The following is a 26,267-nucleotide window of genomic DNA, read 5'->3' as shown; positions in this document are numbered from 1 at the left end:
GGGTGGCGGCGGTTCAGCGGACGGTGGTGCGGGCGGCCTGCTCGATGACGCGGGTGACCGCGTCCGGGCGGGAGACCGACACCGCGTGCGAGGCCTTCACCTGCGTGGTGCGGGAGTGGGCACGCTCGGCCATGAACCGCTGGGCGGCGGGCGGGATGTTGCGGTCCTGGGTGGTGATGAGGTTCCAGGAGGGGATGGTCTTCCAGGCGGCCTCGGTGGCCTTCTCCTCCAGGGCGGACGAGGCGACGGGGCGCTGCGTGGCGGCCATCAGGTCGGTGACCGGGGTGGGCACGTCGGCGGCGAACTGGTCGTGGAACTTGTCGGCCTTGATGTACAGGTCGGTACCGGTGGCGCCGCCGGGAAGCGGGAAGGGCACGCTGTTCAGGGTCGGGCCGAGGGTGCTGCCGGGGTACTTGTTCGACAGTTCGAGCGCGCTCTCGCCCTTGTCGGGGGCGAAGGCGGCTATGTAGACCAGCGCCTTGACGGCCGGGTCGCCGGCGGCGGCCTGGGTGATGACGGCACCGCCGTAGGAATGGCCGGCGAGCACGATCGGGCCCTTGACGCTCTTGAGGAAGCTGTCGAGGTAGTCGGCGTCGCTCGCCAGGCCGCGCAGCGGGTTGGCCGGGGCCACCACGGGATAGCCGTCGCGCTGCAGGCGCTTGATCACACCGTTCCAGCTGGAGGAGTCCGCGAACGCGCCGTGCACCAGGACCACCGTGGGCTTCTTCTCCGCCGCGTGGTGTCCGGCGGTGGCGCTGGCCGGGACGGTGACCGCCAGGGACGCGGCCGCCACAGCGGCGACGGCGCCCAGCACGGCGGCGGACGTACGGGTGGGGCGGATGACGGTCGTGAGCTTCATGGCGGCTCTCCTTCTCAAGGGGTGGAACCCGGTCGGCTGTCCGTCCCGGGCGTTCCGTCCGGGGCGACATCGAGAAACCTAGCGAGCTTTTCTCTCGTGCACAAGTTATTGGCGCACCAGACACTCGCATCCCATCGAGAGTGCGACAATGGCTCCGGGAGCAGACGACCCGACGACCGAGGAAAGGGGTCCCACCGTGAGTGACGACAGCCGCACGCCCGAGCCCGGCGACCACGCCGGCCAGGGCGAGCCCGCGCCGCTGCTGGACGAACTCCTGTGCTTCTCGCTGTACGCGGCCTCGCGCGCCGTCACCGGGGCGTACCGGCCGCTGCTCGAACCGCTGGGCCTGACCTACCCCCAGTACCTGGTCCTGGTCGCCCTCGGCGAGCACGGCACGATGACCGTGAAGGACCTGGTCGCCGCCCTCCAGCTCGACTACGGGACCGTCACTCCGCTGATCAAGCGCCTCGAGACGAACCAGCTGCTCGAACGGCGGCGCCGCACCGACGACGAACGCGTCGTCGAAGTCGCCCTCACCCCGGAGGGCACCGCCCTCCACCGGCACATCGCGAGCGTCCCGCCCGCGATCGGCGACGCCATCGGGCTGGCCCCCGAGGAGATCGCCACCGTCCAGGGCCTCCTCCGGCGGCTGACGGCCAACGTCCACCGCCACACCGCCGGCGCCGGCGGCTGACCTCTCCCGGACATCCCCGGTGAACGCCGCGTGGCCGCCGTCCTGGGACGGCGGCCACGGGGGCGGGGTCGGCGGCGGGCGCGCCGCCGACGGACGCGGAACGTCAGGCCTTCTGCCCGGGGGTCTGCTTCATGCCGTCGACGATCGCCCGGTCGGTGATGGCGTCGGTGTAGAGCACCGTGCCGGGCTTGATCGTCACGCCGTCCTCGGGGACTTCCCTCACCTGCACGGTACGCTCACCGAGGAAGACATGGGTCTTCTTGTCGAAGATCCACTCCTGCCGCTCGCCGCTGGTCTCGTCCAGCCGGGCCACCGCGACCCCCGTGCGGCCGATCGCGTCCTGGGCGTCGTCCACCACGACGACGCCGGGGATCTTGGCCGCCGTCCTGAACAGCGCCGAGTACAGCTCCGCGGGCGGGTAGCTCTCGCCGAGCAGGTCGCCGATCGTGGTGAACGCCTGCTGGTCGAGGGAGTTGCCGTGCCCCTTCGCCGCCTTGTAGATCATCTTCAGCAGCTCGTCGGGGTCGGTGGGCAACGTCGCCAGGAACTCGTACGACGGGCCGTTCAGGGACGCCTTGAACGGGTGCCCCTGCTCGTCGGGCAGGCTCAGCGTCTCGCCCTCGGGGCTCCGGTTGACGGCGGGGTCGATCAGCCAGCCCTTGGTGCCGTCCGCGGAGCGCCAGATCTGGCGCTTGTGCAGCGCGTGGCTGGCCAGGCTGCTCTTGTCGTCGGTCGACTTCACGAAGGTGTCGGCCGACTGGGACTCGATGTAGACGTACTGGCCCGGCTTCATCACCGGACGCGGCTCCGCCGACGCCGCCAGCGAGATCTGGTCGATCAGCTGGTTCAGTCCCTTGGCACTCGCGGGACTGACCTGCGTGGTCAGTGCGGGCCCGGTGGCCACGTCCGCGAACTGCCCGCCCGGGCCACCGTTCAGCGCCGTGCCGGCGACGACCGCACCGGCCACGGCCAGGGCGGCCACGGGCAGGGCGATCGCCAGGCGCGGCATGCGGAAGCCGCGGTTCTTCGGCAGGTCGGAGCCGGCGGTCGCCATGTGCGCTCCGCGCTGCCGGTCCTGCTGGATGTGGGCCATCAGACGCTCCTTGTGGAACTGGTGACGACCCGTCGGAAGATCGCGTCCAGTCTGCGGGAGGAGCGAGGCGCTCTCCTCCCACTCCGCCGGACTCTGCCGGGACTGATTCGCTTTCATCGGTTTCCCTCCGATACGGGCCGGATCGCGTTGATACGGTCCCCTCTTGTCTGTCGATCCGGCCGGCCGGGTTCCCGATTTCCCCCGACGGGTTTTGCCGCCGGTCCGCGCGCGGGCCGGACGGGCGGGCCGGCGAGCTCCGCCTCGGTGAGTCTGCGCAGCTTGGTACGGGCCCGGGAGAGCCGGGAGCGCACCGTGCCGACGGGGATGCCGAGCGCCTCGGCGGCAGCCGTGTACTCCAGCCCCTCCCACAGGCACAGCGTCAGCACCTCGCGTTCGGGTCTGCGCAGCGCGGCCAGCGCGCGCAGGGCGGCGGCGAGGCGACTGCGGTCGTCGAGCCGGCCCGCCACCTCGTCCGCGTGGTCGGGCAGGGCCATGTCGGCCTCGGCCCGGGCGGCGGCCTTCGCGGCGGCACGGTAGCGCCGGTTGCTGCGGTAGTGGCCGCGGGAGACGTTCGTGGCCACGCCCAGCAGCCAGGGCCGCAGGGAGCCGCCCTCGGCGTCGATGCGGTCACGCAGCCGCCAGGCCTCCATGAAGGTCTCCGCCATCACGTCCTCGGCCGCCGCCCAGTCGGCGGTGAGGCGGAAGGCGTGGTTGTAGACGGCGCGGGCATAGCCGTCGTACAGCTCGGCGAACGCGCTCGGATCCCCGGCCCGTATCCGGGTACGCATGTCTGTGCTCACGTATCCAAGCTGTCGCGCAGCCCGTGCGCAGTTCCCGTGATCCGCGTCACTCCACGAGCCGCCCCGGCCGCGGATCGCCGACCCGCTCACCGGTACCGGACCGAACGCCCGCACCAGGGGCGCCGGTTCGCGGCGGCCCGCCGTCCGCGCGCCCCGGATCGTGAAATGGCCCGCGGAGGAACCGGCTGTGGGGCGGATCACGTGCTCCCGCGACGCCCGTCCGGGCGGCCCGCCCAGCGGCGAGCCCCGGGCCGGCGGCCCGGGGCTCGCGCGTCGGGCCGGTGCCTACGCGGTGGTGCGGTAGGCGCGACGGATCGTCTGCTTCACCGTGTTGCCGGCGGCGTCGGTGAGCGTGACGCGCAGCGAGACGGTGCCCGGCCGGGCGGGGTGGCGCAGTTCGAGACGGTCGCGGCCGACGACCTCGACCGGCTTCCAGGTCCTGCCGTCGTCGTAGGAGACCGCGAAAGCCTGCTTGCGGACCGTGCGCGCGCCGGCCGCGCCCTCCACGGTGAACGGGATCGTGAAGGCCGCGCCCGCCTTGGCCGTACTGGCCGTCCCCAGCACCGGCGAGAAGCGCACCACCGACAGCGGCAGCCACGTCGCGGCGTCCCCCGCCGCACGGCCGGAGCGGAAGGTCCACTCCGCGGTCACCCGGGTACTGACCGTCGAGAGGGACGCCGGGCGGGAGACATCCGTGACCAGCCGGTAGGTCCGCCGCCCGGCCGGGAGGGTGTGCTCGTCGCCGTTCAGCGGCGTGTCCGAGGTGAACACCGCCTTGCCGTCCGCGTAGAGCGCACTCCGTGCCCGGGAGTAGTCCGAGACGCCGCCATGGCCGGCGCCGTCGGAGAACAGCGGCACATAGGCCGAGAAGCTGTCGCCGCGGCGGACCGCGCCCGACGGCTCCTCGCCCGTCCTGGACAGGTGCGGTCCGAAGACACCGATGTTGAACCGCTGCCTGTACCGCTCGCCCGCGGTGTACGCCCTGGCCGCCTCGGCCGTCTGGCGGCCCTCCCACACCGGCTCGCCGCCGGCGTCCGGAGCGCCGTACTGGTCGACGGCGTAGCGCCACTTCACGCCCGGCAGGACGTAGTCGGTGACCGTGCGCGGCAGCGCGTACTCCTCCTGGGAGAAGTCGTACCAGGAACCGTTGGGAGTCAGGGGCGCGGCACTGAGGTTCGCGGTCTTGCCAGGGGCGGGTTCGCCGACGGTGACGTCCAGCGTGGCGAAGTCCTTGCGCCGCAGGTCCGCGGTGAACCCGGAGAGGTCGCCGGTACGGTTCCACGCGGGCCGGTAGTGCACCGTGCCGTGGGTCCAGGTCCCGCCGTACTGTGCGAACGCCTCGCGGGCCGGCAGCCGGGCCCCGAGCTGCCCGACCCGCAGGTCGGCGAAGCCGTTCATGACGTACGTCGCCGTGTAGCCGGCCCCGTCGTCGTCGATGCCGAAGTTGAAGGTGGCCTCGGTGTTTTCGGCCCCCTTGTCGGGCACGGTGATCCGGACGGGATCGGCCTTGCGGGCGTCCATGACCAGCGTGGTGTCCCGGGTCAGCGCGAACTTCGGGTGCAGCAGCAGGGCCAGCTTCCCGTCGTCCGGGTCGGTCCCGGTGGAGACCCGGCCCTCCAGGGCGTAGCGCCCCTTGGGCAGACGGACCGTGAACTCCCCGTCCACGGGGTCGGAGTAGTCCCGCCAGAGGTCGCCGTCCAGGGCGTACACGCCCGTCGCGGACCGGCCGGTGGGCCTGCCGCGCAGATCGAGGTGCCTGACGGTGAGGTCGTACGACTCGACCTCGCGGTTCACGCCGATGGCGGTGCGCACGGTGGTGTCGCCGGCCGTCGCGGTCACGGAGCCGCCGAACGCGCCGTCGGCGGTGCCCGCGCGGGTGTCGGCGGTCACCGCGGCGGTCGCGGTGCCGCCCGCCGGGACGGTGAGCCGCTCGGGCGCGACCTCGAACATGCCCTCGGCGGCGGGCTTGCCGTCCTCGCCGAACGCCTCGGCGGTCAGGTCGAGGGTGACCGGCCGGTCGCCGTCGTTGCGGTAGCCGATCTCCTTGGTCACCGGCCGGTCGTCGGCGTGCGGCCACTGGGCGGTGCCGAAGCCCAGCGAGGGGCTGCCGGACACCCGCAGGCCGATCGCCCGTGCGACATCGGTGCGGCCCGTGCCCTGCGCGAACGCGGACAGCCCCGCGATCGGCACGGCGGAACCGGTGAGGGCCGCCTTGATCCGCTCACCGGTCCAGTCCGGGTGCTCCTGGGCCAGGATCGCGGCGGCGCCCGCCACATGCGGGGTGGCCATCGACGTGCCGCTCATCGAGACATAGCCGTCGGCCGCCGGGTCGCCCTCGACACCCTCGGCCGCCCTCGCGGCGACGATGTCCACGCCGGGCGCGGTCAGGTCCGGCTTGAGGCTGCCGTCGGCGGCGGGGCCGCGGCTGGAGAAGTCGGCGAGGGCGTCCGTCCGGTCCACCGCCCCCACGGTCAGCGCGGCCGCGGCACTGCCCGGGGTGCCGATGGTGCCCGCACCGGGCCCGTCGTTGCCCGCGGCGACGACGAAGAGGGTCCCGGACTGCGCCGACAGGTCGTTCAGGGCCTGCTCGGTCGGATCGGTCTCCGGGGTGTCGGGGGCGCCGAGGCTGAGGTTGACCACCTTCGCGCCCTGGGCGACGGCCCACTGCATGCCGGCGATGATGCCGGATTCGTAGCCCGTGCCGGAGTCGTCGAGCACCTTGCCGACGATCAGCCGGGCCCCGGGCGCGACGCCCTGGTACGTCCCGTCCGACATCGCACCGGAACCCGCGACGATCGAGGCCACATGCGTCCCGTGGCCCACGCGGTCCACCGTGTCGGGGGATTCGGAGAAGTTCTTCTCCGCCCCGACGCGGCCCCTCAGGTCCGGGTGCGTGGCGTCGACCCCGGTGTCCAGCACGGCCACGGTGACGCCCGTGCCGTCGTAGCCGGCCGCCCACGCCTGGGGCGCGCCGATCTGCGCGGTGCCCGTGCCGGGGTCCGCGCTCGCCTCGACCCTGGCGTCCAGCCAGATCCGCTCGACCTCCGCCGGGCCGGCGGCCGCCGAGCGCGAGGCCGCACGGCCGCCGGTCAGCGTCCGCCACAGCTCCGTGGCCTGCGTCTTGCGCGCCCGCAGCGCGTCGCCGTTCACGCTGGGCAGGTCCCGGCTGACCCGGGCCCCGGATTCGGACAACGCGCGCGCCGCGACCGAACCCCCCTTGGCATAGGTGACGATCAGCGGCAGATCCGCCCGCGAGGCGTCGTCGTAGCCCTCGCTCACCAGCCGCGTGACGTCGAACAGCCGCCGGTCGGCGGTACCGTCCGCGATCAGCCGCTCGGCGTCCGCCGGTACCGCGTAGGTGTGGCCGTCGGCGGCCCGGGATATCCGGAATCCCAGGTGCTCCCGGCCCGTGCCGGCGGTCACACCGGCAACCCGTCCGGCGGCGTCGAGCGTCACCCGGTCGCCGGTGACGAGGGTGACGGTCGTCCTCCGGTCGCCGGCCGCGGCACCGCGTCCGGACCAGGACCCGGTTCCGGTGGCGGCCGGCGCGGCCTGGACGACGCCTGCCGTACCACTGAGCAGAGCGGTGGTGACGATCGCGACGGCGGCAGCCGTCGCTCGTCCTGTGTGCTTCAAGGCATGCCCTTCTTTCCGGGCACGGCGAAACGCCGGTACCGGTGGGAGAGGTGGCGTGGTGCGGGGTCGGGAGGGAGGGACAACGGGCCGGACCGCGTCCGACACGGTCCGCTTTCCTACCTGTCGATCCGGCCGGCCTGGTTCCCGTTTTCCGCCGGCCGGTTCCTCCGCTCCCCGCCTCCCGGCCGCGCCGGGCGCCGGGCCTTACAGCGTGTCGCCGCAGTTCGCCGCGTGCCGGTGGACGCGCTCCGCCGAGTACAGGTGGCTGTCGCGGAACTGTTCGGCGCCCAGGGTGCGCCCGACGATGATCACCGCGGTACGGACCACCCCGGCCTCCTTCACCCGGTCAGCGATGTCGCCGAGCGTCCCGCGCAGCACCAGCTCGTCGGGGCGCGACGCCATCGCCACGACCGCCGCCGGGCAGTCGGCACCGTAGTTCGGGGTGAGTTCGGCGACCACCCGGTCGACATGGCGGGCGGCCAGGTGCAGCACGATCAACGCGCCGCCGTGGCCCAGCGTCGCCAGGTCCTCGCCCTCCGGCATGGGCGTGGCCTGCTGGGCGATCCGCGTGAGGATCACCGTCTGGCCGACGGTCGGAACCGTCAGCTCCCGCTTGAGCGCGGCGGCCGCCGCCGCGAACGCGGGCACACCGGGGACGACTTCGTAGGGGATGCCGGCCGCGTCCAGGCGGCGCATCTGCTCGGCGACGGCGCTGAAGACCGAGGGGTCGCCCGAGTGCAGGCGGGCCACGTCGTGCCCCTGCTCGTGGGCCCGGACGAACTCCTCGGTGATCTGGTCGAGGGTGAGCTGTGCGGTGTCCACCAGCCGGGCGCCCGGCGGGCAGTCGGCGAGCAGTTCGTCCGGCACGAGGCTGCCCGCGTACAGGCAGACCTCACTGCGGGCCAGCACGCGCAGCCCGCGCAGGGTGATGAGGTCGGCGGCGCCGGGTCCGGCGCCGATGAAGTGGACGGTCATGACTGCTGCTCCCCTGCGGGCTTGACGGCGGACCACTGGGTGACGGGCATGGCCTGCCGCCAGCCCGTGAAACCGCCGACCGGCACGGCGTGGGCGACGGCGAGGCGGACGAGGTCGCCGCCGTGCCGGGTGTACCACTGCGAGAGCAGCGCCTCGGACTCCAGCGTGACGGTGTTGGCGACCAGCCTGCCGCCCGGCCGCAGGGCCGCCCAGCAGGCCTCCAGCAGACCGGGGGCGGTGAGTCCGCCCCCGACGAACACGGCGTCGGGAACCGGCAGTCGGGTCAGGGCCTCCGGCGCGCGGCCGGTCACCACGCGCAGCGCGGGAACACCGAGCGCGGCGGCGTTACGGGTGATGCGCTCCGCGCGGACGGCGTCGCGCTCCACCGTGACCGCCCGGCAGGAGCGGTGGGCCCGCATCCACTCGACGGCGATCGAGCCCGAGCCGCCGCCGACGTCCCACAGCAGCTCGCCGGGCGCGGGCGCGAGCGCGGCGAGGGTGGCCGCCCGTATGTGACGCTTCGTCAACTGCCCGTCGTGCTCGTACGCGTCGTCCGGCAGGCCGGGAACGAGGCCGAGCCGGCGCCCGCCCGGGTCGGCGGCGCACTCGACGGCGACGACGTTCAGCGGATCACCGGGGGCGTGCGGCCACGCGGCGGCGGTGCCCTCCAGCACACGCTCACGGCCCGAGCCCAGTTGCTCCAGTACCCGCATCCGGCTGCCGGCGAAGCCGCGCTCCCGCAGCAGGGCGGCGACCTCGGCGGGTGTCCCGGCGCCGGCGCTGAGCGCCAGCAGCCGCCGTCCGTCGTACAGGGCCGCCGACAGCGCCGCTTGCGGACGGCCGACCAGGCTCACGACCTCGGTGTCCTCCACCGCCCAGCCCAGCCGGGCGCACGCGTACGCCACCGACGACGGATGCGGCAGCACGTCCAGCCGGCCGGCCCCCAGCACCTCGGTGAGCGTGCGCCCGATCCCGTGGAACATCGGGTCGCCACTGGCCAGCACCGCGATCCGGCGCCCGGCGTGCGCGGCCATCAGCCCCGGCACGGCGGGCCGCAGCGGCGACGGCCACGCCACCCGCTCACCCGCGACCTCGGGCGGGAGCAGGCCGAGTTGACGCGGCCCGCCGATCACGACCTCGGCCGCGGCGAGCACCGCCCGCGACGCGGCGGGCAGCCCGTCCCAGCCGTCGGCCCCGACCCCGACGACGGCGACGCGAGCGGACACGTCGTCCATCACGGGACACCTCGCAGGTCGGCGGATTCGGGCGGCACAGCAGCGGCAGCCTACGCGAAACCCCAGGTGGCCCCCGGGCCGGGGCTTCTACCCTCGAACCCATGGCAACGGATTCCCTGGCCACCGCGCAGCGTTCGCTCGGCGACCCCTCGGCCACCTACCCCCTGTGGCCGCCGCTGACGCAGGGCTGCCCGCGCACCAGCACCGCCACCGTCTCGTACCCCGTCGAGGTCGACTACGCCTACGACCGCGTCCCGGCGGGCCTCTTCGACCGTACGGCCGGCGGCCACGGCCTGGACCGCTGGGCGCCGCTGCTGCCGCCGCTCGCGGCGCCCGGTCTCGGCGAGGGCCGCACCCCGCTGGTCGACCTCGGCGACGGGGTCCTGGTCAAGGACGAGTCGCGCAACCCGACCTGGAGCCACAAGGACCGCCTCAACCGCTGCGCGGTCGGCGCCGCCGTCGCCACCGGCGCCCCGGGCGTGGTCGTCGCCTCCTCCGGCAACCACGGCGCCTCCGCCGCGGCCTACGCCGCCCGGGCCGGGCTGCGCTGCGTCGTACTGACCTCCCCCGGAGCGCCCCCGGCGGTCGTCTCGTTCCTGCACGCCTACGGCGCCGTGGTGCTGCCCGTCCCGGTGGAGGCGCGCCGGCCGCTGCTCCGCCGCATCAGCGCGGAGTACGGCTACCACCCGGTCAGCAACCTGACCCCGACCCACACCGGGCATCCGTTCGGCGTGGAGGGCTACAAAACGGTGGCGTACGAGATCTTCGGCGACATCGGCGTCCCGGAGGCGGTGTTCGTCCCCACCGGCTACGGCGAACTCCTCTTCGGCATCGGCAAGGGGTTCGCCGAACTCCACCGCCTCGGCCTCGCCCCGGCCGTGCCCCGCCTGTTCAGCTGCGAGCCCGCCGCGGGCGGCCCGCTCGCCGCCGCGATCCGTCGCGACCGGCCCGCGGTCACCGTGCCGGTCGGCACGACGGCCGCGTACTCCATCGCCTGCCGGGTGGGGGGCTACCGCGGGGTTCTGGCGCTGCGCGGCAGCCGCGGCGAGCCGCTGCTCGTCACCGACGCCGAACTGGCCACGGCCCGTGACGAACTCGCCCGCGCAGGCCTGTGGACCGAACTGTCCTCCGCCGCCGGCCTGGCCGGCCTCCGCCAGTACGGCGCCCACCGCTTCGAGGGCCGGATGGTGTGCGTGTCGACGTCCAGCGGCTTCAAGGACGCCGCGGTGGGTTCCCTGCGCGTCGCGCCGGTCGCCCCCGACTGGGACACCGTCCGGCGCCGCCTCGACGAGGACCGCCCGGGCCCGGCACCGCTTCGGTCCCCGGGGCAAACCAGGTGACGACGGCACCCCCGCCCGTGATGCTGTACCGGTGATGACATGGGCCCAGGCACGGGAGCTCGCGGCGGAGCTGATTCCGGCCGCGACCGGCGACGACCCCGGTGCCCGGGCGGTCGCGGCGGAGCGGCTCGCACGTCTCGACGGAAGGTCGTGGCTCCTGCTGGACGAGGCCGCCCGCCCCGCCGGCCTCCCCACCGCCCGCGTTCCCCTCAGCCCGGCGGCCGGACTGCCCACGGACGTGGTCACCAGCTGGCACCGGGACGGGCACCTCCGGCAACGGGCGACCCGGATGCTCGCCCGGCACGACGGGCGGGTGGCCACCGCCGCCCTCGCCGTGCGGTTGCTCGACCACGTCACCCCCGTACGCGAGGAGGCATGGCGCGCACTCCTTCCCCGGCTCGACGCGCACAGCGCCGACGCCGTGCTCGACGTCCTGCTGGCCGGCCGCGACCGCCGCCACGCGCCGGCCGCCCTCGGCCGGGTGCTCGACACCCTGCTCGACCGGCATCCGGCCGCGGAGCTGGTTCCGTCCCTCCTGCGCAGCGATCGGCGCGGCGTACGGCGATGGGCGCTGGCCTTCGGACACGAACGCGGGCTGCTCACCGCGCGGCACCTGCTGGCCGCCGTACGCCGGGACCCGGACCAGTGGATCCGCGCCACCTGCGCCGAATGGCTCGTGGAGGTCACGCGACCCGCGGAACTGCGGCCGCTCCTGACCGCGAAGAGTGTCGTGGCCCGCCTCGTGGCGCTCACCCGCGTCCCCGACGAGGCCCTCGCCGACGACGAACTCGTACCGCTGATGGCCGACCGGTCGCCCGCCGTACGCGAGCAGGCGCGGTGGCGCGCACGCCGCAGGGGCGTCGACGCCGCGGACTGGTACCGGGACCGGATCGGCATGCCCACCACACCGGCACAGGTCCTGGCCGCGTGCCTCCACGGACTCGCCGAGGTGGGCGGCACGGTGGACCTGCCCGCGTTCACCGCGGGCCTGGGCCACCGGAGCGCCCGGGTCCGCGCGGCCGCGGTGACCGGGGCCGGCTTGCACGCGGCGCGGGGCGAGGCCCTTGCCCTCCTGGAGCCGATGCTGCTCGACCCCAGTCCCCGCGTGGGCGCCACGGCCGCGTCGAACCTCGTGCGACTGGGCGCGCCCCGGGCGGCGACGGACGCGGCGTGGGCGTCCGCCCAGCCCTGGAGCAGGCGCGCCGCGTGGCGGGTGGACCGGGGCCGTGGCAGCTGGGACCGCGTCGAGGCCGACCTCCGGGCCGCGGAGGACGACGATCCCCGGCTCGCGTCCCTGGGGCGCTCGGGTATCGGGAACTGGCTCGCCACCGGACCGGCCACCACCTGGGCCGGCCTGCCGGACACGCAACGGGGGCGGATCCAGCGGGCGCTCACCACGGGCACCCTCGACGACAGCACCTGCCGGGCCGTGGCCTTCCACGCCCGCATCGACCGCCCCCCGCCCCCCGCCCCCGCGCGCCGTGACGACTCCGCTCCGGTGGCGGAGCCCAGCCGTGCGGCGCGCCGATGGCCACGGCTGATCCCCCGTCGGCGGCAAAGGGCCCGCCCGTAGGATGCGCAGCGTGCGCGACATCGCGGTTTTCAGCGGCAGTGCCCATCCCCGCCTCGCGGCCGAACTCTGTGCCCACCTGGGGGTGGAACTCAGCCTGGCTCGGGTCAGCCGGTTCGCCAACGACTGCCTGGAAGTGCAGTTGCAGGCCAACTGCCGGGAGCGGGACGTCTTTCTGATCCAGCCGCTGGTGGCCCCCGTGCAGGAGCACCTGGTGGAGCTGCTGATGATGTGCGACGCCGCCCGGGGCGCGTCGGCCGCCCGGATCACCGTCGTGATGCCGCACTACGCGTACGCGCGCTCCGACAAGAAGGACGCCCCCCGCATCTCCATCGGGGGGCGTCTGGTCGCCGACCTGCTGGTCGCCGCCGGTGCGAGCCGCGTGCTCACCATGACGCTGCACTCCCCGCAGGTGCACGGCTTCTTCAGCGTCCCCGTCGACCACCTGCACGCACTGCGCGAGCTGGCCGCGCACTTCCGCGGCCACGACCTGTCCCGCGCCACGGTCGTCTCCCCCGATCTGGGCAACGCCAAGGAGGCCGCCGCCTTCGCCCGCATGCTGGGGGTGCCGGTCGCGGCGGGGGCCAAGCAGCGGTTCGCCGACGACCGGGTCACCATCAGCTCCGTGATCGGCGAGATCGCCGGGCGGGACGTGATCGTCCTGGACGACGAGATCGCCAAGGGCAGCACCGTCCTGGAACTGCTGGAGCGGCTGCGGGAACTGGGCGCCCGCTCGGTCCGCGTCGCCTGCACGCACGGCCTGTTCGCCTCGGGCGCCCTCAAGCGCCTGTCGGACCGGCCGGAGGTACTGGAGATCGTGTGCACCGACACCGTGCCCGTCCCGGAGGCGCAGCGCACGGACAAGCTGACGGTGCTGTCCGTCGCGCCCGCGCTGGCCGAGGCCGTGCGCCGGATCCACGACGGCGCATCGGTGAGCGCCCTGTTCGACCAGGTCTGATCAGCCGTCGCCGCGAGCCGCGTCGGAGTCCGCCCGGGCGGCGGCGCTCTCGGCGTCGTCCACGATCCGGCTGAGGTCGGAGGGGACCGGGGCGACGGAGGCGGCACCGCCGGACGGGGCGGGCGCGGCGCTGCCGGACGGTCCGCAGGCGGTCAGCAGGGCGGCGCAGGCCGTGGCGGCGACGGCGACCGCCAGGACGGCGGCGCGACGGCGGATCACGGGACGGCCGGTCACGAGGCGGCGCCGTCGTGGTGGGCGGCGCACCAGTCCTGGACCTTGCCGAGGTCCGTCCTGCGCTGCTGCAGCGTCGGCACCAGGGAAGTGCGGAAGGTCAGCCGGTCGTCGAGGTAGGTCTCGATCTCCGTGTGGCCGGCCGCCTTCGCGTTGTCCACGCGCTGCTGCAGCCGCTTGATCGAGCCGCGCTGCGTCACCGGTCCGTCAAGGCGCTTCAGCGCGCGGTCGATACGGGCGTCGATCCGGTCGGCGCGCTTGCACAGGGCCTTGGCCCCGTCGCCCTTCGGACCCGGCGCGGCGGTGGCGGCGCCCGCCGGGGCGGCGAGTCCCAGCACGGTGACGACGGTGGCCAGGGCCACGGCGGTGGTACGGCGTCGCATGACGTCCTCCTTCGGATCGCGGGGAACGCGGAGCACGCCCCTCGCACCGGACGTTAGGGAGCGTCTTTGTGGAAACCTTGTGGCTCCTGCCGCCGTTGCGCCGACAGCCAGTCGCGGCGCAGCAGCGGCAGCGTCGGCTCGCCGCCGCGCACCCCGCTGAGCGGCAGCCGTATCTCGAAGCGCGCGCCCGGCCCGCCGTCGGGGCGGTCGCCGACCACGACCGTGCCGCGGTGCAGGGCGATCTGCTGGGCGACCAGGGTGAGTCCGAGCCCGGAGCCGGGGCTGCCGGGGCGGTGGTGGAAGCGTTCGAAGACCGCGGCGCGGGACTCGGGCGCGACGCCGGGACCATGGTCGTCGACCGTGAGGACGACGGCCGGCGCCCGCTCGTCGCCGCCGCGCCGCAGGACGACCTCGACGGCGGGCGGCCCGCCCGCGGGGCGGCCGTGGACGAGCGCGTTGGTCAGCAGGTTGTCGGCCATGGAGCGCAGCCCCTGCTCCCAGCCGCGGACAAACAGCCCCGGTGCGGTGGTGACGGTCACCCGGGCGTCGGGGTGCCGGCGGCGCAGGTCGGCGGCCGCGGCGTCCACGAGTTCGCCCGCGTCGACCGGGACGAAGGTGTCCTCCTCGACCAGGTCGCCCTGGGCCAGGGCGCGCAGCATGACCAGCAGGCCGAGCACCCGGGCGTGTTCGGCGCGCAGGTCCTCCAGGACCTCGGCGCGGTCGCCGGCGGGCAGATCGGGGTACCGGGTCAGGATGTCGAGATTGGTGCCGATGCTCATCAGCGGATTGCGCAGTTCGTGGGAGGCGGTGGCCGCGAACGAGCGGGCGGTGGCGAGGGCTTCGCCGGTCCGGGCGGCCTGCTCGTCGTAGCGCGACAGCACCGTCTGCAAGGTACGTGCCAGGTCGTTGACCTCGGCGAGCCGGGTCGGGGTGTGCTCCAGGCGGACCGCGCTGACCCGCGGGTCCAGACCGCCCGCGCGCTGCTGGAGGCGGCGCAGCGGTCGTACGGCACGGCCGGCCGCCGCCCAGGCCAGCAGTCCGGACAGGGGCGCGGCGAGCAGGGCCACGGTCAGCACGCGCAGACGCACCCGCCGCAACTGGGCCTCGGTCGCCGCGTCCGGCGAGAAGACCCACAGCGTGCCCTTGGCCCCCTTGCGCGAGCCGGCGACCGGCCGCGACAGCACACGCCAGCGGATGCCGCCGGCGCCGACCGTGACGGGGCGGGGCGCGATGGCGGGCAGCGCCACCGACGCGGCCGGCAGCGGTCCGCCCTCGACGGTGCCGTCCGGGCCGACGACCCTGATGCCCACGTCGAGCGCCGAGGCGAACAGCCTGCGGCTGCGGGCCTGTTCCGCCGCCGGGCGGTCGGCCGCGGTGACCCGCAGCAGCGCCCGGGCGTCCGGGGCGACCGCCGCGGCCCGCTCCCGCAGGTGCGCGTCCTGCTGGGCGTGCAGGTCCGCCGCGACCAGCCGGATCAGCAGCGCGCCGGAGGCCAGGACGAGCAGCGGCACCACGGCCACCACGGCGAGCGCGACCCGTGTCGACAGCCTCATGACCGGCTGTCCTCGCGGTCGTCGCGCAGGACGAAACCGACGCCCCGCACCGTGTGGAGGACGCGAGGGCGGCCACCGGCCTCCAGCTTGCGCCGCAGATAGCTGACGAAGGTGTCGACGGCGTCGGTGCGCACGTCGAAGTCGTAGCCCCAGACCCGGTCCAGCAACTGGTCCCGGGTCATCACCAGCCCCGCGTTGCGGGCCAGCACCTCCAGCAGCTCGAACTCCCTGCGGGTGAGCGCGAGCGGCTCCCCGTCCAGGCGCGCCTGCCGGGTCGCCGGGTCGACGAGCAGGCCGCCCGCCCGCACCAGGTCGGAGGGCGCGGGCGGGCGCCGGCGCAGCAGGGCCTGCAGCCGCAGCACCAGTTCCTCCAGGGCGAACGGCTTGACGAGGTAGTCGTCGCCGCCCGCCTGGAGCCCGGCGACCCGGTCGGCGAGTTCGTCGAGGGCGGAGAGCATCAGCACCGGAACGTCGTTGCGCTCCGCCCGCAGGGTCCGGCAGACCTCGATCCCGCTGAGGTCCGGCATCGAGATGTCGAGGACGACCACGTCCGGCGCGCCCTCGCGGACGGAGCCGAGCGCGGCGTGCCCGCCGTCGGCCAGGATCACCGAGAAGCCGCCCAGCCGCAGGCCCCGCTCCAGTGACCTGCGTATGGCGGCGTCGTCGTCGGCGACCAGCACGCGGCCGCCGGTGTGCGCATCGGTTCTCACGGCGGTGATGGTAGGCGCCCCGGCCCGGCCGCGAACGCGCGGCGGCGGATCGCGTCCACAGCCTGTGGACCGTGCGCCGGCGGCAACAGCCCTCTCGCCGTACGGCGGACTCCGCGCGACGCGGGGCCCCGGCCCCGGCATCGCTCTGCCGAAGCGCCGGCCCGTTGGCGCGCGACCGGGGTGGCGGTGGGCGCCCGCGCCGTCGTCGCCCGCGCAGAGCGAGCGCCTGCCGGACCTCGGCCCGGAGACCGCGCCCCGTACGCGACGGCACCCCGGCCAGGCCGGCTGGCCCGCGTCAGATGTCGAGCCGGTACGGCACCAGGCAGACCACCACGTCGGTGCGGGCCCGCAGGACGGTGGCGAGCAGGATGCCGCGCTGGTTCTGCAGGATGCGGTAGCGGCGGTGCCGGGGCTCGACCTCCGGGATGAGCACGGCGATCTGCCGCCCGCCGGCGGCGGCGCGCTTGACGTAGGCGAGGATCGGCTGCACGAGTGAGCGGTGCGGGCTCTCGATGACGTCCAGGCGCACCCCGGGGTGCCACCGCTCCCAGTTCTCCAGCAGGCGGCGGCTCTTCTCCGGGTCGCAGTGGACGGCGACGACCACCACCTCGTCGCCGAGCGCCAAGGCCGCGGTCAGCGCGTGCTGGGCGAGCCGGCTCACCTCGCCCAGCGGCACGATGACCAGGCTGTCGGTGCGCCGCGGCGGGTCGGGCACGACCCCGGGCCGGAGTTCCTCGCGGACCCGCAGGTAGTAGCGCTCGATGCGGGCGAACAGCAGCATCAGCAGCGGCACCGCGATGACGACCACCCAGGCGCCCTCCAGGAACTTGCTGGTCAGCAGGATCACCCCGGCGAGGGCGGTCAGCACGGCGCCCACGCCGTTGAGCAGCGCCCTGGGCAGCCATCCGCGCGGCCGGGCCCCGGCCCAGTGCCGCACCAGGCCGGTCTGGCTGACCGTGAAGCCGATGAACACCCCGATCGCGTACAGCGGGATGAGCCGCTGGGTGTCGGCGTCCACGACGATCAGCAGCAGGGCCGCCAACAGCGCGAGGGCCACCACCCCGTAGCGGTAGACCGGCCGTTCGGCGCGCAGCCCGAACACGTGCGGCAGCCGGTCGTCGCGGGCCAGCAGGCTCATCAGCACGGGCAGTCCGCCGAAGCTGGTGTTCGCGGCCAGGCCCAGGACGAACGTCACGATCAGGTTCGTCGCGTAGTACGGCCAGCCGTCGCCGAAGGAACCGGCGGTGAGCTGCGCCAGGATCGTCACCCCGCCGCGCGGCGCCACCTCGTCGCGCCGGATGAGGAAGCCGAGGCCGATCAGCATCAGCGCCAGCAGCGCGCCGAGCATCAGTTCGGTCCGCTGGGCGCGCCGGACCTTGGGCGGCCGGAAGCCGGGCACCGCGTTGGCGATGGCCTCCACGCCGGTGAGCGCGGAGCACCCGGAGGAGAAGGCCTTCAGGAGCAGCAGCAGGCTCAGCGCCTCGGTGGCGTGCACGGGCCGCGCGGTGCCGACGACCGCCGCCGGATGGGCGCGCAGCAGGCCCACGACCACGACCGCGGCGATGCTGAGGACGAACAGCGCCGCGGGCAGCATCAGCACCCGCGCGCTGTCCGCGACACCCCGCAGGTTCACCAGCGTGATCAGCCCGAGGCCGCCGAGGCAGATCTCCAGCAGATACGGCGTCAGGGACGGGAAGGCGGAGGCGAGGCTGGCCGCGCCGGCCGCCAGGCTGACGGCGACGGTGAGCACGTAGTCCACCACCAGGCTGGCCGCCGCCAGCAGGCTGACCCGCACGCCGAGGTCCTTCTTGGCCACCGCGTAGGAGCCGCCGCCGTCCGGGTGGACGGCGATGACCTGGCCGTAGGAGATCACCAGCACGACCAGCAGCGCGGCGATGACCAGCATGACCGGGAGCGTCGCGGACAGCGCCGCCGTCCCTGCCGCGACGAGGACGACGACGATGGACTCCGGGCCGTACGCCACCGAGCTGAGCGCGTCCAGCGACAGCGCCGCCAGCCCCTGGAGGCTGGTCAGCCGCGACTTGTCGCCCTCGCCGTGCAGCAGCGGGACCTTGGGCCGTACCTGACGGCGTGCCAGTCCGAACGTCATGGGCGCACCGGCCGGGCCAGGAACTCCACGACGGCGAGAACGAAGACGACGGCCAGCGCCAGCCCGACGACCACCCAGCCCGTCGGGTACGACCAGAAGGCCAGCGCGAGGCCCGCCGCCGCGACGACGATCCAGGCGACCAGGACCTTGTGCCGGTCCAGCCACGGGCCGACGGGTCCGGTCCGCATCCCCGCCCCCTCCGCGGCGTCCCCCGCCGCGCCGAGCACGGACTCCCACACCCCGCGCACCCGGACGGCGTACCGGCCCGGGCCGCTGAGCCACGCCCCGAGCGCCACGACGACGCCGAGCACGATCACCGCGCGGACCGTGGCGCGCAGGAAACGGATCAGGGTGTCGTAGACGGTCGCGGCGGCGGGCTGGGAGACGCTCGCGGGCAGCGCGTCCAGATAGATCGTCCGGAACACGGTCAGGGCCAGGCCGAGCACCAGGGCGGCCCCGGCGAAACCGAGCGCGGCCGCGACCAGCGACCGGCGGCGGCGGGCGGCGAGCAGCACGCCCACCGCGGCCAGGACGACCGTGAGGATCGGCAGCCAGAAGCCGGCCAGTTGCAGCAGCCGGAAGCCGGTCCTGATCTTCCCGACCTTCTCGGAGCGGACGACGGTGAAGTCGGTGTGGATCTGCGGGATCTTCCCGGCGACGGTGAGGCCGGCGTCGACCAGCCGCTGCTTGACCTGGTCGATGACGGGGGCCAGGTCGATGGCGACGGTGTCGTTGGTGAGCCGCACCGCGCCGCCGCCCTCGCCGGTGAGCGCCTTGTCGACGGTGGCGTGGATGCGGCGGTTGGCTTCCACCCACACCGTCCGGAAGGCCTCGCTGCGCACGACCCGTTCGGCGGTGCTGTGCACCAGGCTCTGCAGGCCGCTGTTCAGCGGGCCGGACAGCCGGTTCAGGAGGGTGTCCAGCCGGGGGCGGTCGGCGGGGGCGACCTCGTCCAGCAGGGACGTGACGTCGACGTGCTGCATGACGGCGCCGGTGATGCGGTCGGCGGCGGCGTCCTGGACGTCGCGGTCGGAGGCGAGCGGCGCCACTGTGGCGACGTAGCGGTCGGTGTCGCCGATCTGGGAGTTCACCCAGACGGCCAGCGCGCTGAGCGGCACCAGGACGCAGGCGAGGACGATCAGCAGCGCGGAGAAGAAGGCCCTGACGGGGTGGTGGTGACGGCGGCGGCCGGTCCCCGGCCCGGTGTCCGCGGTCTCACGTGCGTCGCGTGCCGCACGTGCGTCGCGTGCCTCCAGCGCGGCCAGCCGGGCGCGCAGCTCGGCGAGGTCGCCGCCCTCGGGGCCCGTGCCCGCCATGTCACCGCCGCCTCTCCCTGACCACGCGACAGGGTCATTTAATCCGTATTGTGCATGATATGCCATATGAGGCGTCAGAAGCGGTACGGAGGACGGCGATGACAACGGTGGACCAGTGGCGCGCGGCGAGCGCGACGTACGCGGCGGCTGTACTGACCGTCATGGCGGCTGCCGTGAGCGGCTGCTCCGACGGGGCCGGCACCCCTTCCGTGAACGGGTCCCGGGCCGCCTCCGCCGCGTCCTCGCTGGCCGCCCGCGGCGGCGAGGCCCTGGCGTCGGCGACCGCCGCGGCGGCGTCGGAGCTGGCCCGCATCAAGGGCGGTGTCGACGCCAAGGCGGACGTCCGTCTGGGCACCGTCAGCACGTCCCAGGACAAGGCGACCGTCCCCGTCACCGCCACCAACAACGGCACGAAGCCCGCCTCCTACACCGTCCAGGTCTCCTTCCGCGACTCCGGCGGCAACCTCCTCGACGCGGTCGTCGTCACCGTCCCCGACGTCCCCGCCCACGGCACCGCCCGGGCCACCGCCCGCAGCCACCGCGACCTCGGCGGCCCCGTCCGGGCCACCGTCGACACCGCCCTCCGCCACTGACCCGTCGGCTCGGGATCAGCCGGGGCCCGCGGGGCCGGCGGGCGGCTCGTCGGTCGCGATGACGGCGCCGAGGGTGATGCAGAGGGAGACGGCGACGCAGACGGCGATCAGGCAGGACAGGAGGGTGAAGACCGAGCCCAGCGAACCGTAGGCCTCCAGGCTGCGGTTGAGGGCGAGCGGGACGTAGAGCGGCGCGGCGAAGTACGCGGCCTCCAGGACCACGGCGGTGAGGACGGCGCCGGGCAGCAGCGGCCGCCAGCCCACACGGCCACCCAGCAGGAGGTGCTGCGTCCACCACCACACGGCGACGCCGCAGGCCAGCGAGAGCGGGAAGCCCAGCCACTCGCCGACGCCGAAGGCGTCCCGCATCGGGCCCAGGAGGAAGACGACGACCAGCATCATCGCCACCCACACGAACCACCGCCACGCCGCGATCCGGGCACCGGACTTCGGCATCCGCCAGGCCCGTTCGCACACCCGCTGCATCGACCGGCTGCACGCGGTCGCGGACAGCAGCACCATGAGACTGCCGACCGCCCCGACCGTCTCGCGCAGATTGCCCGCCTCGGCCTCGGCCAGCTGACTCAGCTGCACCTGCGACGCGCCGCTGAGTCCCAGCAGGTCCTGCAGCGAGTCGAAGATCTCCCGGCGCAGATCCGCGGGTGCGAGGGACGTGACGACGAAGACCAGCGGCACCGCGGTGAGGAAGACCTGCGCGGCCAGCCGGGTCCCGGCGTCGAGCACGTGGACGGACAGCAGCCGGGCGGCCAGCCGGGTGATGACCGGGAACCTGCGCTCGGCACCGGTGCGCAGCTCCCGGGCACGGCGCGGCAGATCCGCGCGCGCGGCGCGGAGCCCGTCCCGAATCCCGCCGCGCGGCCGGCCTGTCACCCTCCGACTGTTTTACAGCCCGCCACGCCCCGCAACCGGTGCACCGATGAGTTTCCGCGACGGCCGCCGTTTCACGTTCGTGAGCGGCCGCCGCACCGGCGGCCGCGCGTTCCGAAGGAGCCTGGATGACCGGGACACTGGACGGCCGCACGGCGGTCGTCTACGGCGGCGGGGGCGGCATCGGCGGCGGCGTGGCGCGCGTCCTCGCGCGTGAAGGGGCGCTGGTGTGCCTGGCGGGACGGACGCGGGGGACGCTCGACGCGGTGGCGGAGGAGATCACCGCGGCGGGCGGCCGCGCCGAGACCGCCGTGCTCGACGCGCTGGACGAGAAGGCCGTCGAGGCGCACGTCCAGGACGTGGCCGAGCGTCACGGGGGAGTCCACGTCTCCTTCAACCTCGTCACGCGCGGCGACGTGCAGGGCGTCCCGCTGGTCGAGATGACGGCGGACGACCTGCTGCGGGCCGTCGACACCGGGCTGCGGTCCTCCTTCGTCACCGCCCGCGCCGCCGCCCGCCGGATGGTCGCCCAGGGGTCCGGGGTGATCCTGCACCTCAACAGCGCGTCCGGCGCGGGGGCGATGCCCGGCATGGGCAGCACCGGACCGGCCGACGCGGCGACCGAGGCGTTCATGCGGTACCTGGCCGCCGAGACCGGTCCGTTCGGCGTGCGGGTCTGCGGCATCTGGACGGCCGGGGTCGCCGAGACGCTGACCCGCGAGGGGCTCGCCGCCGTCGCCGGGGAGAACGCCCCCGACCCGCGGGCCGCCCTGGCGGCGATCGCCGGGGCGTCGGTGCTGCGCCGCACGCCGCGGCTCGCCGATGTCGCGGAAGTGGCGGCCTTCCTCGCCTCGGACCGGGCGGCGGGCATGACGGGCACGATGACGAATGTGACCGCCGGTCTCGTGCTCAGGTGACACGATCCCTACCACCCACGGATGGAGACAGCGTCATGGATCTCAGGCTCGAACTCGTGCTCCTGCCGGTCGTGGACGTCGACCGGGCCAAGGCCTTCTACAGCGAGAAGCTCGGTTTCTCCGTGCACGTCGACCACCGCGCCGGCGACGACTTCCGGGTCGTGCAGCTCGACCCGCCCGGCTCCGCGTGCTCGGTCTCGGTGGGCAAGGGCATCACGGACGCGGCGCCCGGCTCGGTACGCGGACTGCACCTGGTCGTCGACGACATCGAGGCCGTGCACAAGGAGTTGACCTCGCGCGGCGTCACCGTGGCCGGTATCCGGCACATGACGCCGGGCGGCTGGGTGGACGGCGTCGACCCCGGCCACAGCCCGTACAACTCCTTCGCCGAATTCGCGGACCCGGACGGCAACACGTGGGTGCTCCAGGAAGTGCGGCGCGAGCAGGGGGAGAAGGACGGGGCCGCGGGATGACGGACGAGGGGGCCTTCGCCGCGCTGAGCGAGCGCCACCGCCGCGAACTGCACGTCCACTGCTACCGGATGCTCGGCTCGTTCGACGAGGCCGAGGACGCGGTGCAGGAGACGTATCTGCGGGCGTGGCGCGGACGCGAGGGGTTCGGCGGCGACCTGCTGTTCCGCGCCTGGCTCTACCGCATCGCGACCAACGTCTGCCTCGACACGCTGCGGCGCGGCGCCCGCCGCTCGGCCGCCGCGCAGGCGCAGTCCTTCGCGGACGTGCCCTGGCTCCAGCCGTACCCGGACGGCCTGCTGGACGAGTTGGCGGCCGGCGGCGCGGACGACCCGGACGCGGTCGTCGTCGACCGGGAGACGATCGAGCTGGCGTTCCTGGCCGCGCTGCAGGTGCTGCCGCCGCGGCAGCGGGCCGCGTTCCTCGCCCGCGACGTCCTGGCGCTTCCGGCGGAGGAGACGGCCGCCCTGCTGGGGACGACGGTCGCCGCCGCCAACAGCGCCCTGCAGCGGGCCAGGGCGACGATGCGGCAGCACCTGCCCGCGCGCCGTACCGACTGGTCCGCGGGAGATCCCGGCGCCGAGGAGAAGGCCCTGCTGGAGCGCTTCATCGACGCGCACGAACGCTGCGACGCCGCGGCCGCCGTGTCGATCTCCGCACAGGACCTGCGGATCACGATGCCGCCGATGCCGATGGTCTTCGAGGGGCTGGACGCCGTCGCACCGCTGCTGGAACGCGCGCTGGGCGAGAACCGGGACGGCGACTGGCGGCTCCTCCCGACGAGCGCCAACCGCATGCCGACCGCGGCGAGTTACCTGCGGCGGCCGGGCGACACCCGCTTCCGGGCCTTCAAGTTCGACGTCCTGCGGGTGGAGGACGGGCTGATCGCCGAGATCACGACCTTCGGCCCGTCGCTGTTCCCGGCGTTCGGCCTCCCACCGGAGCTCCCTGATTCCACGGAACCGGCAGCCCCCGCGGAACGGTGAGCAGGCGGCGACGCCCCCGGCCCTTCCCCTCAGGAGCGGCCGGGGGGCGTCGTCCTCGAACCGTTCCGGGGCGAGGACGTCACGTCCACGGTGACCGGCGCCGAGCAGGCGCCCCGGAGCGGAAGCGGGCGGCCCTCCTCCCGCCGTCGAGAGGTGCGTCCCCGCGCCCCCATGTCAGCCGCCGCGCCGCGGCATGCCTGGGCCGGCGGAGCGGCCGGCGTCCCTCGCGCTGGTCGCGCCGCTCACCCGGATCCGCGATGCCACCGACCGCTGCCGGCGGGTGCCGGCACCCCCGTACCTCGTCGGCCCCGGCCCGGCGACATGATCGAGGCCACCCTCCGGCGCACCGGCTTCGCCGTGCCCGGTCCGCGGCCGGGACGGCGGTCCGTCGCCGCCCGTCACGCGCTCCGCCGCGAATCCCCGCGCGGGGCCGGGGATGCCCGGCGACCCGGCCGACGCCTTCGCGCGGATCGCCTGCGGCACCGCGACGGCCCGGGCCCCGACCGGGTACTTCCGCACGCCCCTCCGGCCCCAGGCAGCGGGTCAGCGCGCCCGGCCACGGGCACCCGGGGCGCCCGGGGGCCCGAGGCACGCCCGGATCAGTGCTGCTCGCGCCACTCGGCCACGACCTGCTCGACGTCGAACGGCCTCAGCCCGAGCGGCGGACCGGGCGGCGGCATGCGCAGCGCCGCGCGGATCTTGTCGTTGACGCCGTCCAGGATGGCCCGGACCAGGCGTTCCGACGGGGCGCGCCGCGCCTTGGCCAGGGCGTCCTCCGCCTCCTTGCGCAGCACGAGGGCGGGCGGCAGCGCGGCCAGGCCCTCCTGGGCCATCTTCCGCCGGATCCACCACAGCTCGTCATAGGGCTCGTCCAGCGAGGCCAGCGGCTTGCCCGCCCCGGGCAGATCGTCGAAGGCGCCGCGTTCCGTGGCGTCGCGGATCTGGTGGTCGACCCACGACTCGAACGGGACACCGGGTGGCTTGCGCTCCGTCATGCCCACGATTCTCCCGCAGGTCCCGCTCAGGCGGCAGGTGCCGGGTCCAGCAGGACGAAGTCCGCGCCCGCCGGGTCGAGGCAGACCGCCAGCCGGCCGACGCCCTCGGCGTCCTCCGGGCCCATCTGGAGCGAGCCGCCGTTGCCGGTGACGCGAGCGACGGCCGCGTCGCAGTCCTCGACGGCGAAGACCGGGTGCCAGTAGGGACGCCCGCCGTTGAGGGTGAGGAACTCGGGGGCCATCTCCATCAGCCCGCCCTGCATCCGCTCCTGGCTCTCCCCCGCGGGCGTGATCACGGTGTACGTTCCCCCGCCCCCGCCGGGGAGCGGCATGTCGTCGGTCTTCCAGCCGAAGAGGGAGCCGTAGAACTCCTTCGCGGCCGCCGCGTCCGTCGTGTAGAGCTCGGTCCAGCACAGCGAACCCGGCTGGTCGGCGGCGCCGAAACCCCGCGTCCCGCCCGGCTGCCACACGGCGAACTCGGCGCCCAGCGGGTCGGTGAGCTGTGCCAGCCGGCCCTCGTCCCGCACGTCGGCCGGCTCCCGCCGCACCGAGCCGCCCGCCCGCATCGCGGCCCAGGTGGTCACCTCGACGTCGAGGGCGCGAAAGTAGATCATCCACGCGGGCCGGGCGCCCTCCTCGGTGAGCTCCCCGACCGCGCCCACCGTCCGCCCGTGCAGCCGGAAAAGGCCGAAGTCGCCGCCCTCCAGGGCGAACCGCTCGAAGGCCCAGCCGAAGACGGCCCCGTAGAAGGCGGCCGCGGCATCGACGTCCGGCGCCCCGAGGTCCACCCAGCACGGCGACCCGGGGACGAAGTCTGTGGTGATCATGGCGCTCCCTTCGCGGGGTCCGTCCCTGATCCTTCCAGCGTGACACCAGGGCCCGGAAGCGGCGCGGGACGCCGCGCCGCCCGCCGCCGCGGGCCGCCCGCTACGCCTCGCGCGGCGACCAGCCCTGGTCGCGCAGCACCGCGGCGACGTCCGGGGCACGGTAGTGCTCGCCCTTGAGCACCTTGCCGTCGGCGCGCAGGGTCGGCCGGCCGTCGGGGCCCAGCTTGGACATGTTGGCGCGGTGCACCTCGGCGATGACGGCGTCCAGGTCGATGCCGTGGACCAGCGCCGTGCCGTACGCGACGTAGACCACGTCGGCCAGCTCGTGCGCGAGGTGGGCCAGCGATCCCTCGGCGGAGGCCTCCGCGACCTCGGCCACCTCCTCCGCCAGCAGGTCCTGGCGGTGCGCGGCGTGCGCCGGGGAGATCTCCGCGGGCGCCGAGCGGACGTCGAGGCCGAAAGCGGTGTGGAACTCGCGGACGAGGCCGGAAGGCGAGGCGGGGGAGGCGGGGGACGCAGAAGAGGAGGAGTGCATCCGGCCGATCGTAATCCGTGCCCGCCGTGCCCGGAGGATCAGGCCGCCGCGGCGCCCGCGTACCGGCCGTCCACCCGGATCGCGGTGATGCCGCTGATGTGCCGTGCCCCGCACCGGTCCTGGGGAAGCACCAGTTGCGGGCCGCTCCCGTCCAGCGGTGTGCCGTCGATGCGGGTGGCCAGCAGCACCGCGGCCCGCCCGAAGTCGGGGTCGATCCCGCCCCAGGACAGCAGGGCGTGATGGCCGTCGGCGCCGGTGACGACGATGAGGAAGCGCAGCCGGTCCTTGCGCCGGGCCGGGTCGAAGGCGGGCCCCGCGGCGCACAGCACCTCGTGCAGCAGCGGCCCCTCGAACCGGTGGTGCTGCGTCCCGCTGGTGGCGCACTCGAAGCTGACCCGCGCCTCGCGCTGCGGCCATGTACGCAGGTCACGCACGGTGAGCGAGGCGGGGCGGGCCAGGTCGCCGCTCAGCACGAATCCGGCGAGCTGCGGCGGCGCGGGAACGGGCGCGGTCACCGGCATGCACCTCCTGTACCACGGTACCCACGAGGGCCCCCAGCGGAAACGCACGTACGTGATCAGTTGTCGAATCGT

At 74.7% G+C, this 26,267-nt stretch carries 25 protein-coding genes; 8 read left to right on the top strand and 17 right to left on the bottom strand.

Features of this window, described 5'->3' with window-relative positions; translation table 11 throughout:
* Positions 1-13: 13 nt before the first annotated feature.
* Entirely contained in the window at positions 14-859 is an 846-nt protein-coding gene (locus PV364_RS13455; protein WP_319660144.1) for an alpha/beta hydrolase, read from the bottom strand.
* Positions 860-1,055: 196 nt separating this feature from the next.
* Between PV364_RS13455 and PV364_RS13450 the strand changes: the two genes are divergently transcribed.
* Positions 1,056-1,553, top strand: a complete 498-nt coding sequence (locus PV364_RS13450; RefSeq protein WP_319660143.1) for a MarR family winged helix-turn-helix transcriptional regulator — start codon at positions 1,056-1,058, stop codon at positions 1,551-1,553.
* A gap of 103 nt (positions 1,554-1,656) precedes the next feature.
* On the opposite strand, the gene PV364_RS13445 is transcribed toward PV364_RS13450, so the two are convergent.
* The 5 genes from PV364_RS13445 to cbiE all read right to left on the bottom strand — a co-directional run bounded on the left by PV364_RS13445 (position 1,657) and on the right by cbiE (position 9,292).
* Entirely contained in the window at positions 1,657-2,763 is a 1,107-nt protein-coding gene (locus tag PV364_RS13445; RefSeq protein WP_319660142.1) for a CU044_5270 family protein, read from the bottom strand.
* Complete coding sequence (locus tag PV364_RS13440) at positions 2,760-3,446, bottom strand: RNA polymerase sigma factor (protein ID WP_319660141.1); 687 nt, start codon at positions 3,444-3,446, stop codon at positions 2,760-2,762. Before PV364_RS13440 ends, PV364_RS13445 begins: the two co-directional genes overlap by 4 nt.
* A gap of 285 nt (positions 3,447-3,731) precedes the next feature.
* A complete protein-coding gene (locus tag PV364_RS13435; RefSeq protein WP_319660140.1) occupies positions 3,732-7,082 on the bottom strand; it encodes a S8 family peptidase in 3,351 nt (1,116 codons plus the stop codon).
* A 204-nt stretch (positions 7,083-7,286) separates the two neighbouring features.
* Complete coding sequence (gene cobM / locus PV364_RS13430) at positions 7,287-8,057, bottom strand: precorrin-4 C(11)-methyltransferase (RefSeq protein WP_319660139.1); 771 nt, start codon at positions 8,055-8,057, stop codon at positions 7,287-7,289.
* Positions 8,054-9,292: a precorrin-6y C5,15-methyltransferase (decarboxylating) subunit CbiE gene (cbiE, locus tag PV364_RS13425; protein ID WP_319660138.1), complete on the bottom strand. Its 1,239-nt coding sequence runs from the start codon at positions 9,290-9,292 to the stop codon at positions 8,054-8,056. Before cbiE ends, cobM begins: the two co-directional genes overlap by 4 nt.
* Before the next feature lie 101 nt (positions 9,293-9,393).
* Between cbiE and PV364_RS13420 the strand changes: the two genes are divergently transcribed.
* Genes PV364_RS13420 through PV364_RS13410 form a run of 3 tightly spaced genes read left to right on the top strand, consistent with a single transcriptional unit; the run spans position 9,394 to position 13,160 of the window.
* Complete coding sequence (locus PV364_RS13420; RefSeq protein ID WP_319660137.1) at positions 9,394-10,632, top strand: threonine synthase; 1,239 nt, start codon at positions 9,394-9,396, stop codon at positions 10,630-10,632.
* A 34-nt stretch (positions 10,633-10,666) separates the two neighbouring features.
* Positions 10,667-12,205: a hypothetical protein gene (locus tag PV364_RS13415; protein WP_319660136.1), complete on the top strand. Its 1,539-nt coding sequence runs from the start codon at positions 10,667-10,669 to the stop codon at positions 12,203-12,205.
* Between the two features lie 10 nt (positions 12,206-12,215).
* Entirely contained in the window at positions 12,216-13,160 is a 945-nt protein-coding gene (locus PV364_RS13410) for a ribose-phosphate pyrophosphokinase (RefSeq protein ID WP_319660135.1), read from the top strand.
* Here the strand turns inward: PV364_RS13410 and PV364_RS13405 are convergent, their stop codons facing one another.
* The 6 genes from PV364_RS13405 to PV364_RS13380 form a co-directional block, all read right to left on the bottom strand.
* Entirely contained in the window at positions 13,161-13,394 is a 234-nt protein-coding gene (locus tag PV364_RS13405) for a hypothetical protein (RefSeq protein WP_319660134.1), read from the bottom strand.
* Positions 13,391-13,774: a hypothetical protein gene (locus PV364_RS13400; RefSeq protein ID WP_319660133.1), complete on the bottom strand. Its 384-nt coding sequence runs from the start codon at positions 13,772-13,774 to the stop codon at positions 13,391-13,393. The genes PV364_RS13405 and PV364_RS13400 overlap by 4 nt, the downstream gene beginning before the upstream one ends.
* A gap of 53 nt (positions 13,775-13,827) precedes the next feature.
* A complete protein-coding gene (locus PV364_RS13395; RefSeq protein ID WP_319660132.1) occupies positions 13,828-15,327 on the bottom strand; it encodes a HAMP domain-containing sensor histidine kinase in 1,500 nt (499 codons plus the stop codon).
* Complete coding sequence (locus PV364_RS13390) at positions 15,324-16,037, bottom strand: response regulator transcription factor (protein ID WP_319660131.1); 714 nt, start codon at positions 16,035-16,037, stop codon at positions 15,324-15,326. The genes PV364_RS13395 and PV364_RS13390 overlap by 4 nt, the downstream gene beginning before the upstream one ends.
* 295 nt (positions 16,038-16,332) lie before the next feature.
* Positions 16,333-18,147 carry an APC family permease gene (locus tag PV364_RS13385; protein WP_319660130.1) on the bottom strand — a complete coding sequence of 605 codons (1,815 nt, stop codon included), beginning with the start codon at positions 18,145-18,147 and terminating at the stop codon, positions 16,333-16,335.
* Positions 18,144-19,463, bottom strand: a complete 1,320-nt coding sequence (locus tag PV364_RS13380; RefSeq protein WP_319660129.1) for a hypothetical protein — start codon at positions 19,461-19,463, stop codon at positions 18,144-18,146. The genes PV364_RS13385 and PV364_RS13380 overlap by 4 nt, the downstream gene beginning before the upstream one ends.
* Before the next feature lie 98 nt (positions 19,464-19,561).
* Here PV364_RS13380 and PV364_RS13375 point away from each other — a divergent pair, with 98 nt between their 5' ends.
* Complete coding sequence (locus PV364_RS13375) at positions 19,562-20,056, top strand: hypothetical protein (protein ID WP_319660128.1); 495 nt, start codon at positions 19,562-19,564, stop codon at positions 20,054-20,056.
* 15 nt (positions 20,057-20,071) lie between these two features.
* On the opposite strand, the gene PV364_RS13370 is transcribed toward PV364_RS13375, so the two are convergent.
* The gene (locus PV364_RS13370; protein ID WP_319660127.1) at positions 20,072-20,947 is read right to left on the bottom strand and encodes a YhjD/YihY/BrkB family envelope integrity protein; all 876 of its coding nucleotides are present in this window, start codon (positions 20,945-20,947) and stop codon (positions 20,072-20,074) included.
* Positions 20,948-21,072: 125 nt separating this feature from the next.
* Between PV364_RS13370 and PV364_RS13365 the strand changes: the two genes are divergently transcribed.
* From PV364_RS13365 to PV364_RS13355, 3 genes are read left to right on the top strand one after another with little or no spacing between them, the layout of a single operon-like run.
* On the top strand, positions 21,073-21,861 hold the full coding sequence (locus PV364_RS13365; protein ID WP_319660126.1) for an SDR family NAD(P)-dependent oxidoreductase: 789 nt from the start codon (positions 21,073-21,075) through the stop codon (positions 21,859-21,861).
* Between the two features lie 35 nt (positions 21,862-21,896).
* The gene (locus PV364_RS13360; RefSeq protein WP_319660125.1) at positions 21,897-22,334 is read left to right on the top strand and encodes a glyoxalase superfamily protein; all 438 of its coding nucleotides are present in this window, start codon (positions 21,897-21,899) and stop codon (positions 22,332-22,334) included.
* Entirely contained in the window at positions 22,331-23,317 is a 987-nt protein-coding gene (locus tag PV364_RS13355) for an RNA polymerase subunit sigma-70 (protein ID WP_319660124.1), read from the top strand. The genes PV364_RS13360 and PV364_RS13355 overlap by 4 nt, the downstream gene beginning before the upstream one ends.
* A gap of 599 nt (positions 23,318-23,916) precedes the next feature.
* Here the strand turns inward: PV364_RS13355 and PV364_RS13350 are convergent.
* The 4 genes from PV364_RS13350 to PV364_RS13335 form a co-directional block, all read right to left on the bottom strand.
* Positions 23,917-24,312 carry a DUF1992 domain-containing protein gene (locus tag PV364_RS13350; protein WP_319660123.1) on the bottom strand — a complete coding sequence of 132 codons (396 nt, stop codon included), beginning with the start codon at positions 24,310-24,312 and terminating at the stop codon, positions 23,917-23,919.
* A 26-nt stretch (positions 24,313-24,338) separates the two neighbouring features.
* Positions 24,339-25,139 (bottom strand): VOC family protein, encoded by an 801-nt coding sequence (locus PV364_RS13345; protein WP_319660122.1) that lies wholly within the window; start codon positions 25,137-25,139, stop codon positions 24,339-24,341.
* A 100-nt stretch (positions 25,140-25,239) separates the two neighbouring features.
* Positions 25,240-25,674: a MazG nucleotide pyrophosphohydrolase domain-containing protein gene (locus PV364_RS13340; protein WP_319660121.1), complete on the bottom strand. Its 435-nt coding sequence runs from the start codon at positions 25,672-25,674 to the stop codon at positions 25,240-25,242.
* A gap of 38 nt (positions 25,675-25,712) precedes the next feature.
* Positions 25,713-26,189 (bottom strand): molybdopterin-dependent oxidoreductase, encoded by a 477-nt coding sequence (locus tag PV364_RS13335; protein ID WP_319660120.1) that lies wholly within the window; start codon positions 26,187-26,189, stop codon positions 25,713-25,715.
* Positions 26,190-26,267: the final 78 nt, after the last annotated feature.

Origin of the sequence: Streptomyces sp. MI02-7b (genome assembly GCF_033793585.1) — a bacterium.
Lineage (GTDB): Bacteria > Actinomycetota > Actinomycetes > Streptomycetales > Streptomycetaceae > Actinacidiphila.
This window is presented reverse-complemented; position numbering and strand designations above follow the sequence as displayed.

What these genes read in the sequence shown, in the direction of transcription:
- PV364_RS13340 (WP_319660121.1), bottom strand. Translation starts at nt 25,674, where the DNA reads ATGCACTCCTCCTCTTCTGCGTCCCCCGCCTCCCCCGCCTCGCCTTCC.
- PV364_RS13385 (WP_319660130.1), bottom strand. Translation starts at nt 18,147, where the DNA reads ATGACGTTCGGACTGGCACGCCGTCAGGTACGGCCCAAGGTCCCGCTG.
- PV364_RS13380 (WP_319660129.1), bottom strand. Translation starts at nt 19,463, where the DNA reads ATGGCGGGCACGGGCCCCGAGGGCGGCGACCTCGCCGAGCTGCGCGCC.
- PV364_RS13365 (WP_319660126.1), top strand. Translation starts at nt 21,073, where the DNA reads ATGACCGGGACACTGGACGGCCGCACGGCGGTCGTCTACGGCGGCGGG.
- PV364_RS13360 (WP_319660125.1), top strand. Translation starts at nt 21,897, where the DNA reads ATGGATCTCAGGCTCGAACTCGTGCTCCTGCCGGTCGTGGACGTCGAC.
- PV364_RS13375 (WP_319660128.1), top strand. Translation starts at nt 19,562, where the DNA reads ATGACAACGGTGGACCAGTGGCGCGCGGCGAGCGCGACGTACGCGGCG.
- PV364_RS13345 (WP_319660122.1), bottom strand. Translation starts at nt 25,139, where the DNA reads ATGATCACCACAGACTTCGTCCCCGGGTCGCCGTGCTGGGTGGACCTC.
- PV364_RS13355 (WP_319660124.1), top strand. Translation starts at nt 22,331, where the DNA reads ATGACGGACGAGGGGGCCTTCGCCGCGCTGAGCGAGCGCCACCGCCGC.
- PV364_RS13445 (WP_319660142.1), bottom strand. Translation starts at nt 2,763, where the DNA reads ATGAAAGCGAATCAGTCCCGGCAGAGTCCGGCGGAGTGGGAGGAGAGC.
- cbiE (WP_319660138.1), bottom strand. Translation starts at nt 9,292, where the DNA reads ATGGACGACGTGTCCGCTCGCGTCGCCGTCGTCGGGGTCGGGGCCGAC.
- PV364_RS13400 (WP_319660133.1), bottom strand. Translation starts at nt 13,774, where the DNA reads ATGCGACGCCGTACCACCGCCGTGGCCCTGGCCACCGTCGTCACCGTG.
- PV364_RS13455 (WP_319660144.1), bottom strand. Translation starts at nt 859, where the DNA reads ATGAAGCTCACGACCGTCATCCGCCCCACCCGTACGTCCGCCGCCGTG.
- cobM (WP_319660139.1), bottom strand. Translation starts at nt 8,057, where the DNA reads ATGACCGTCCACTTCATCGGCGCCGGACCCGGCGCCGCCGACCTCATC.
- PV364_RS13395 (WP_319660132.1), bottom strand. Translation starts at nt 15,327, where the DNA reads ATGAGGCTGTCGACACGGGTCGCGCTCGCCGTGGTGGCCGTGGTGCCG.
- PV364_RS13415 (WP_319660136.1), top strand. Translation starts at nt 10,667, where the DNA reads ATGACATGGGCCCAGGCACGGGAGCTCGCGGCGGAGCTGATTCCGGCC.
- PV364_RS13350 (WP_319660123.1), bottom strand. Translation starts at nt 24,312, where the DNA reads ATGACGGAGCGCAAGCCACCCGGTGTCCCGTTCGAGTCGTGGGTCGAC.
- PV364_RS13420 (WP_319660137.1), top strand. Translation starts at nt 9,394, where the DNA reads ATGGCAACGGATTCCCTGGCCACCGCGCAGCGTTCGCTCGGCGACCCC.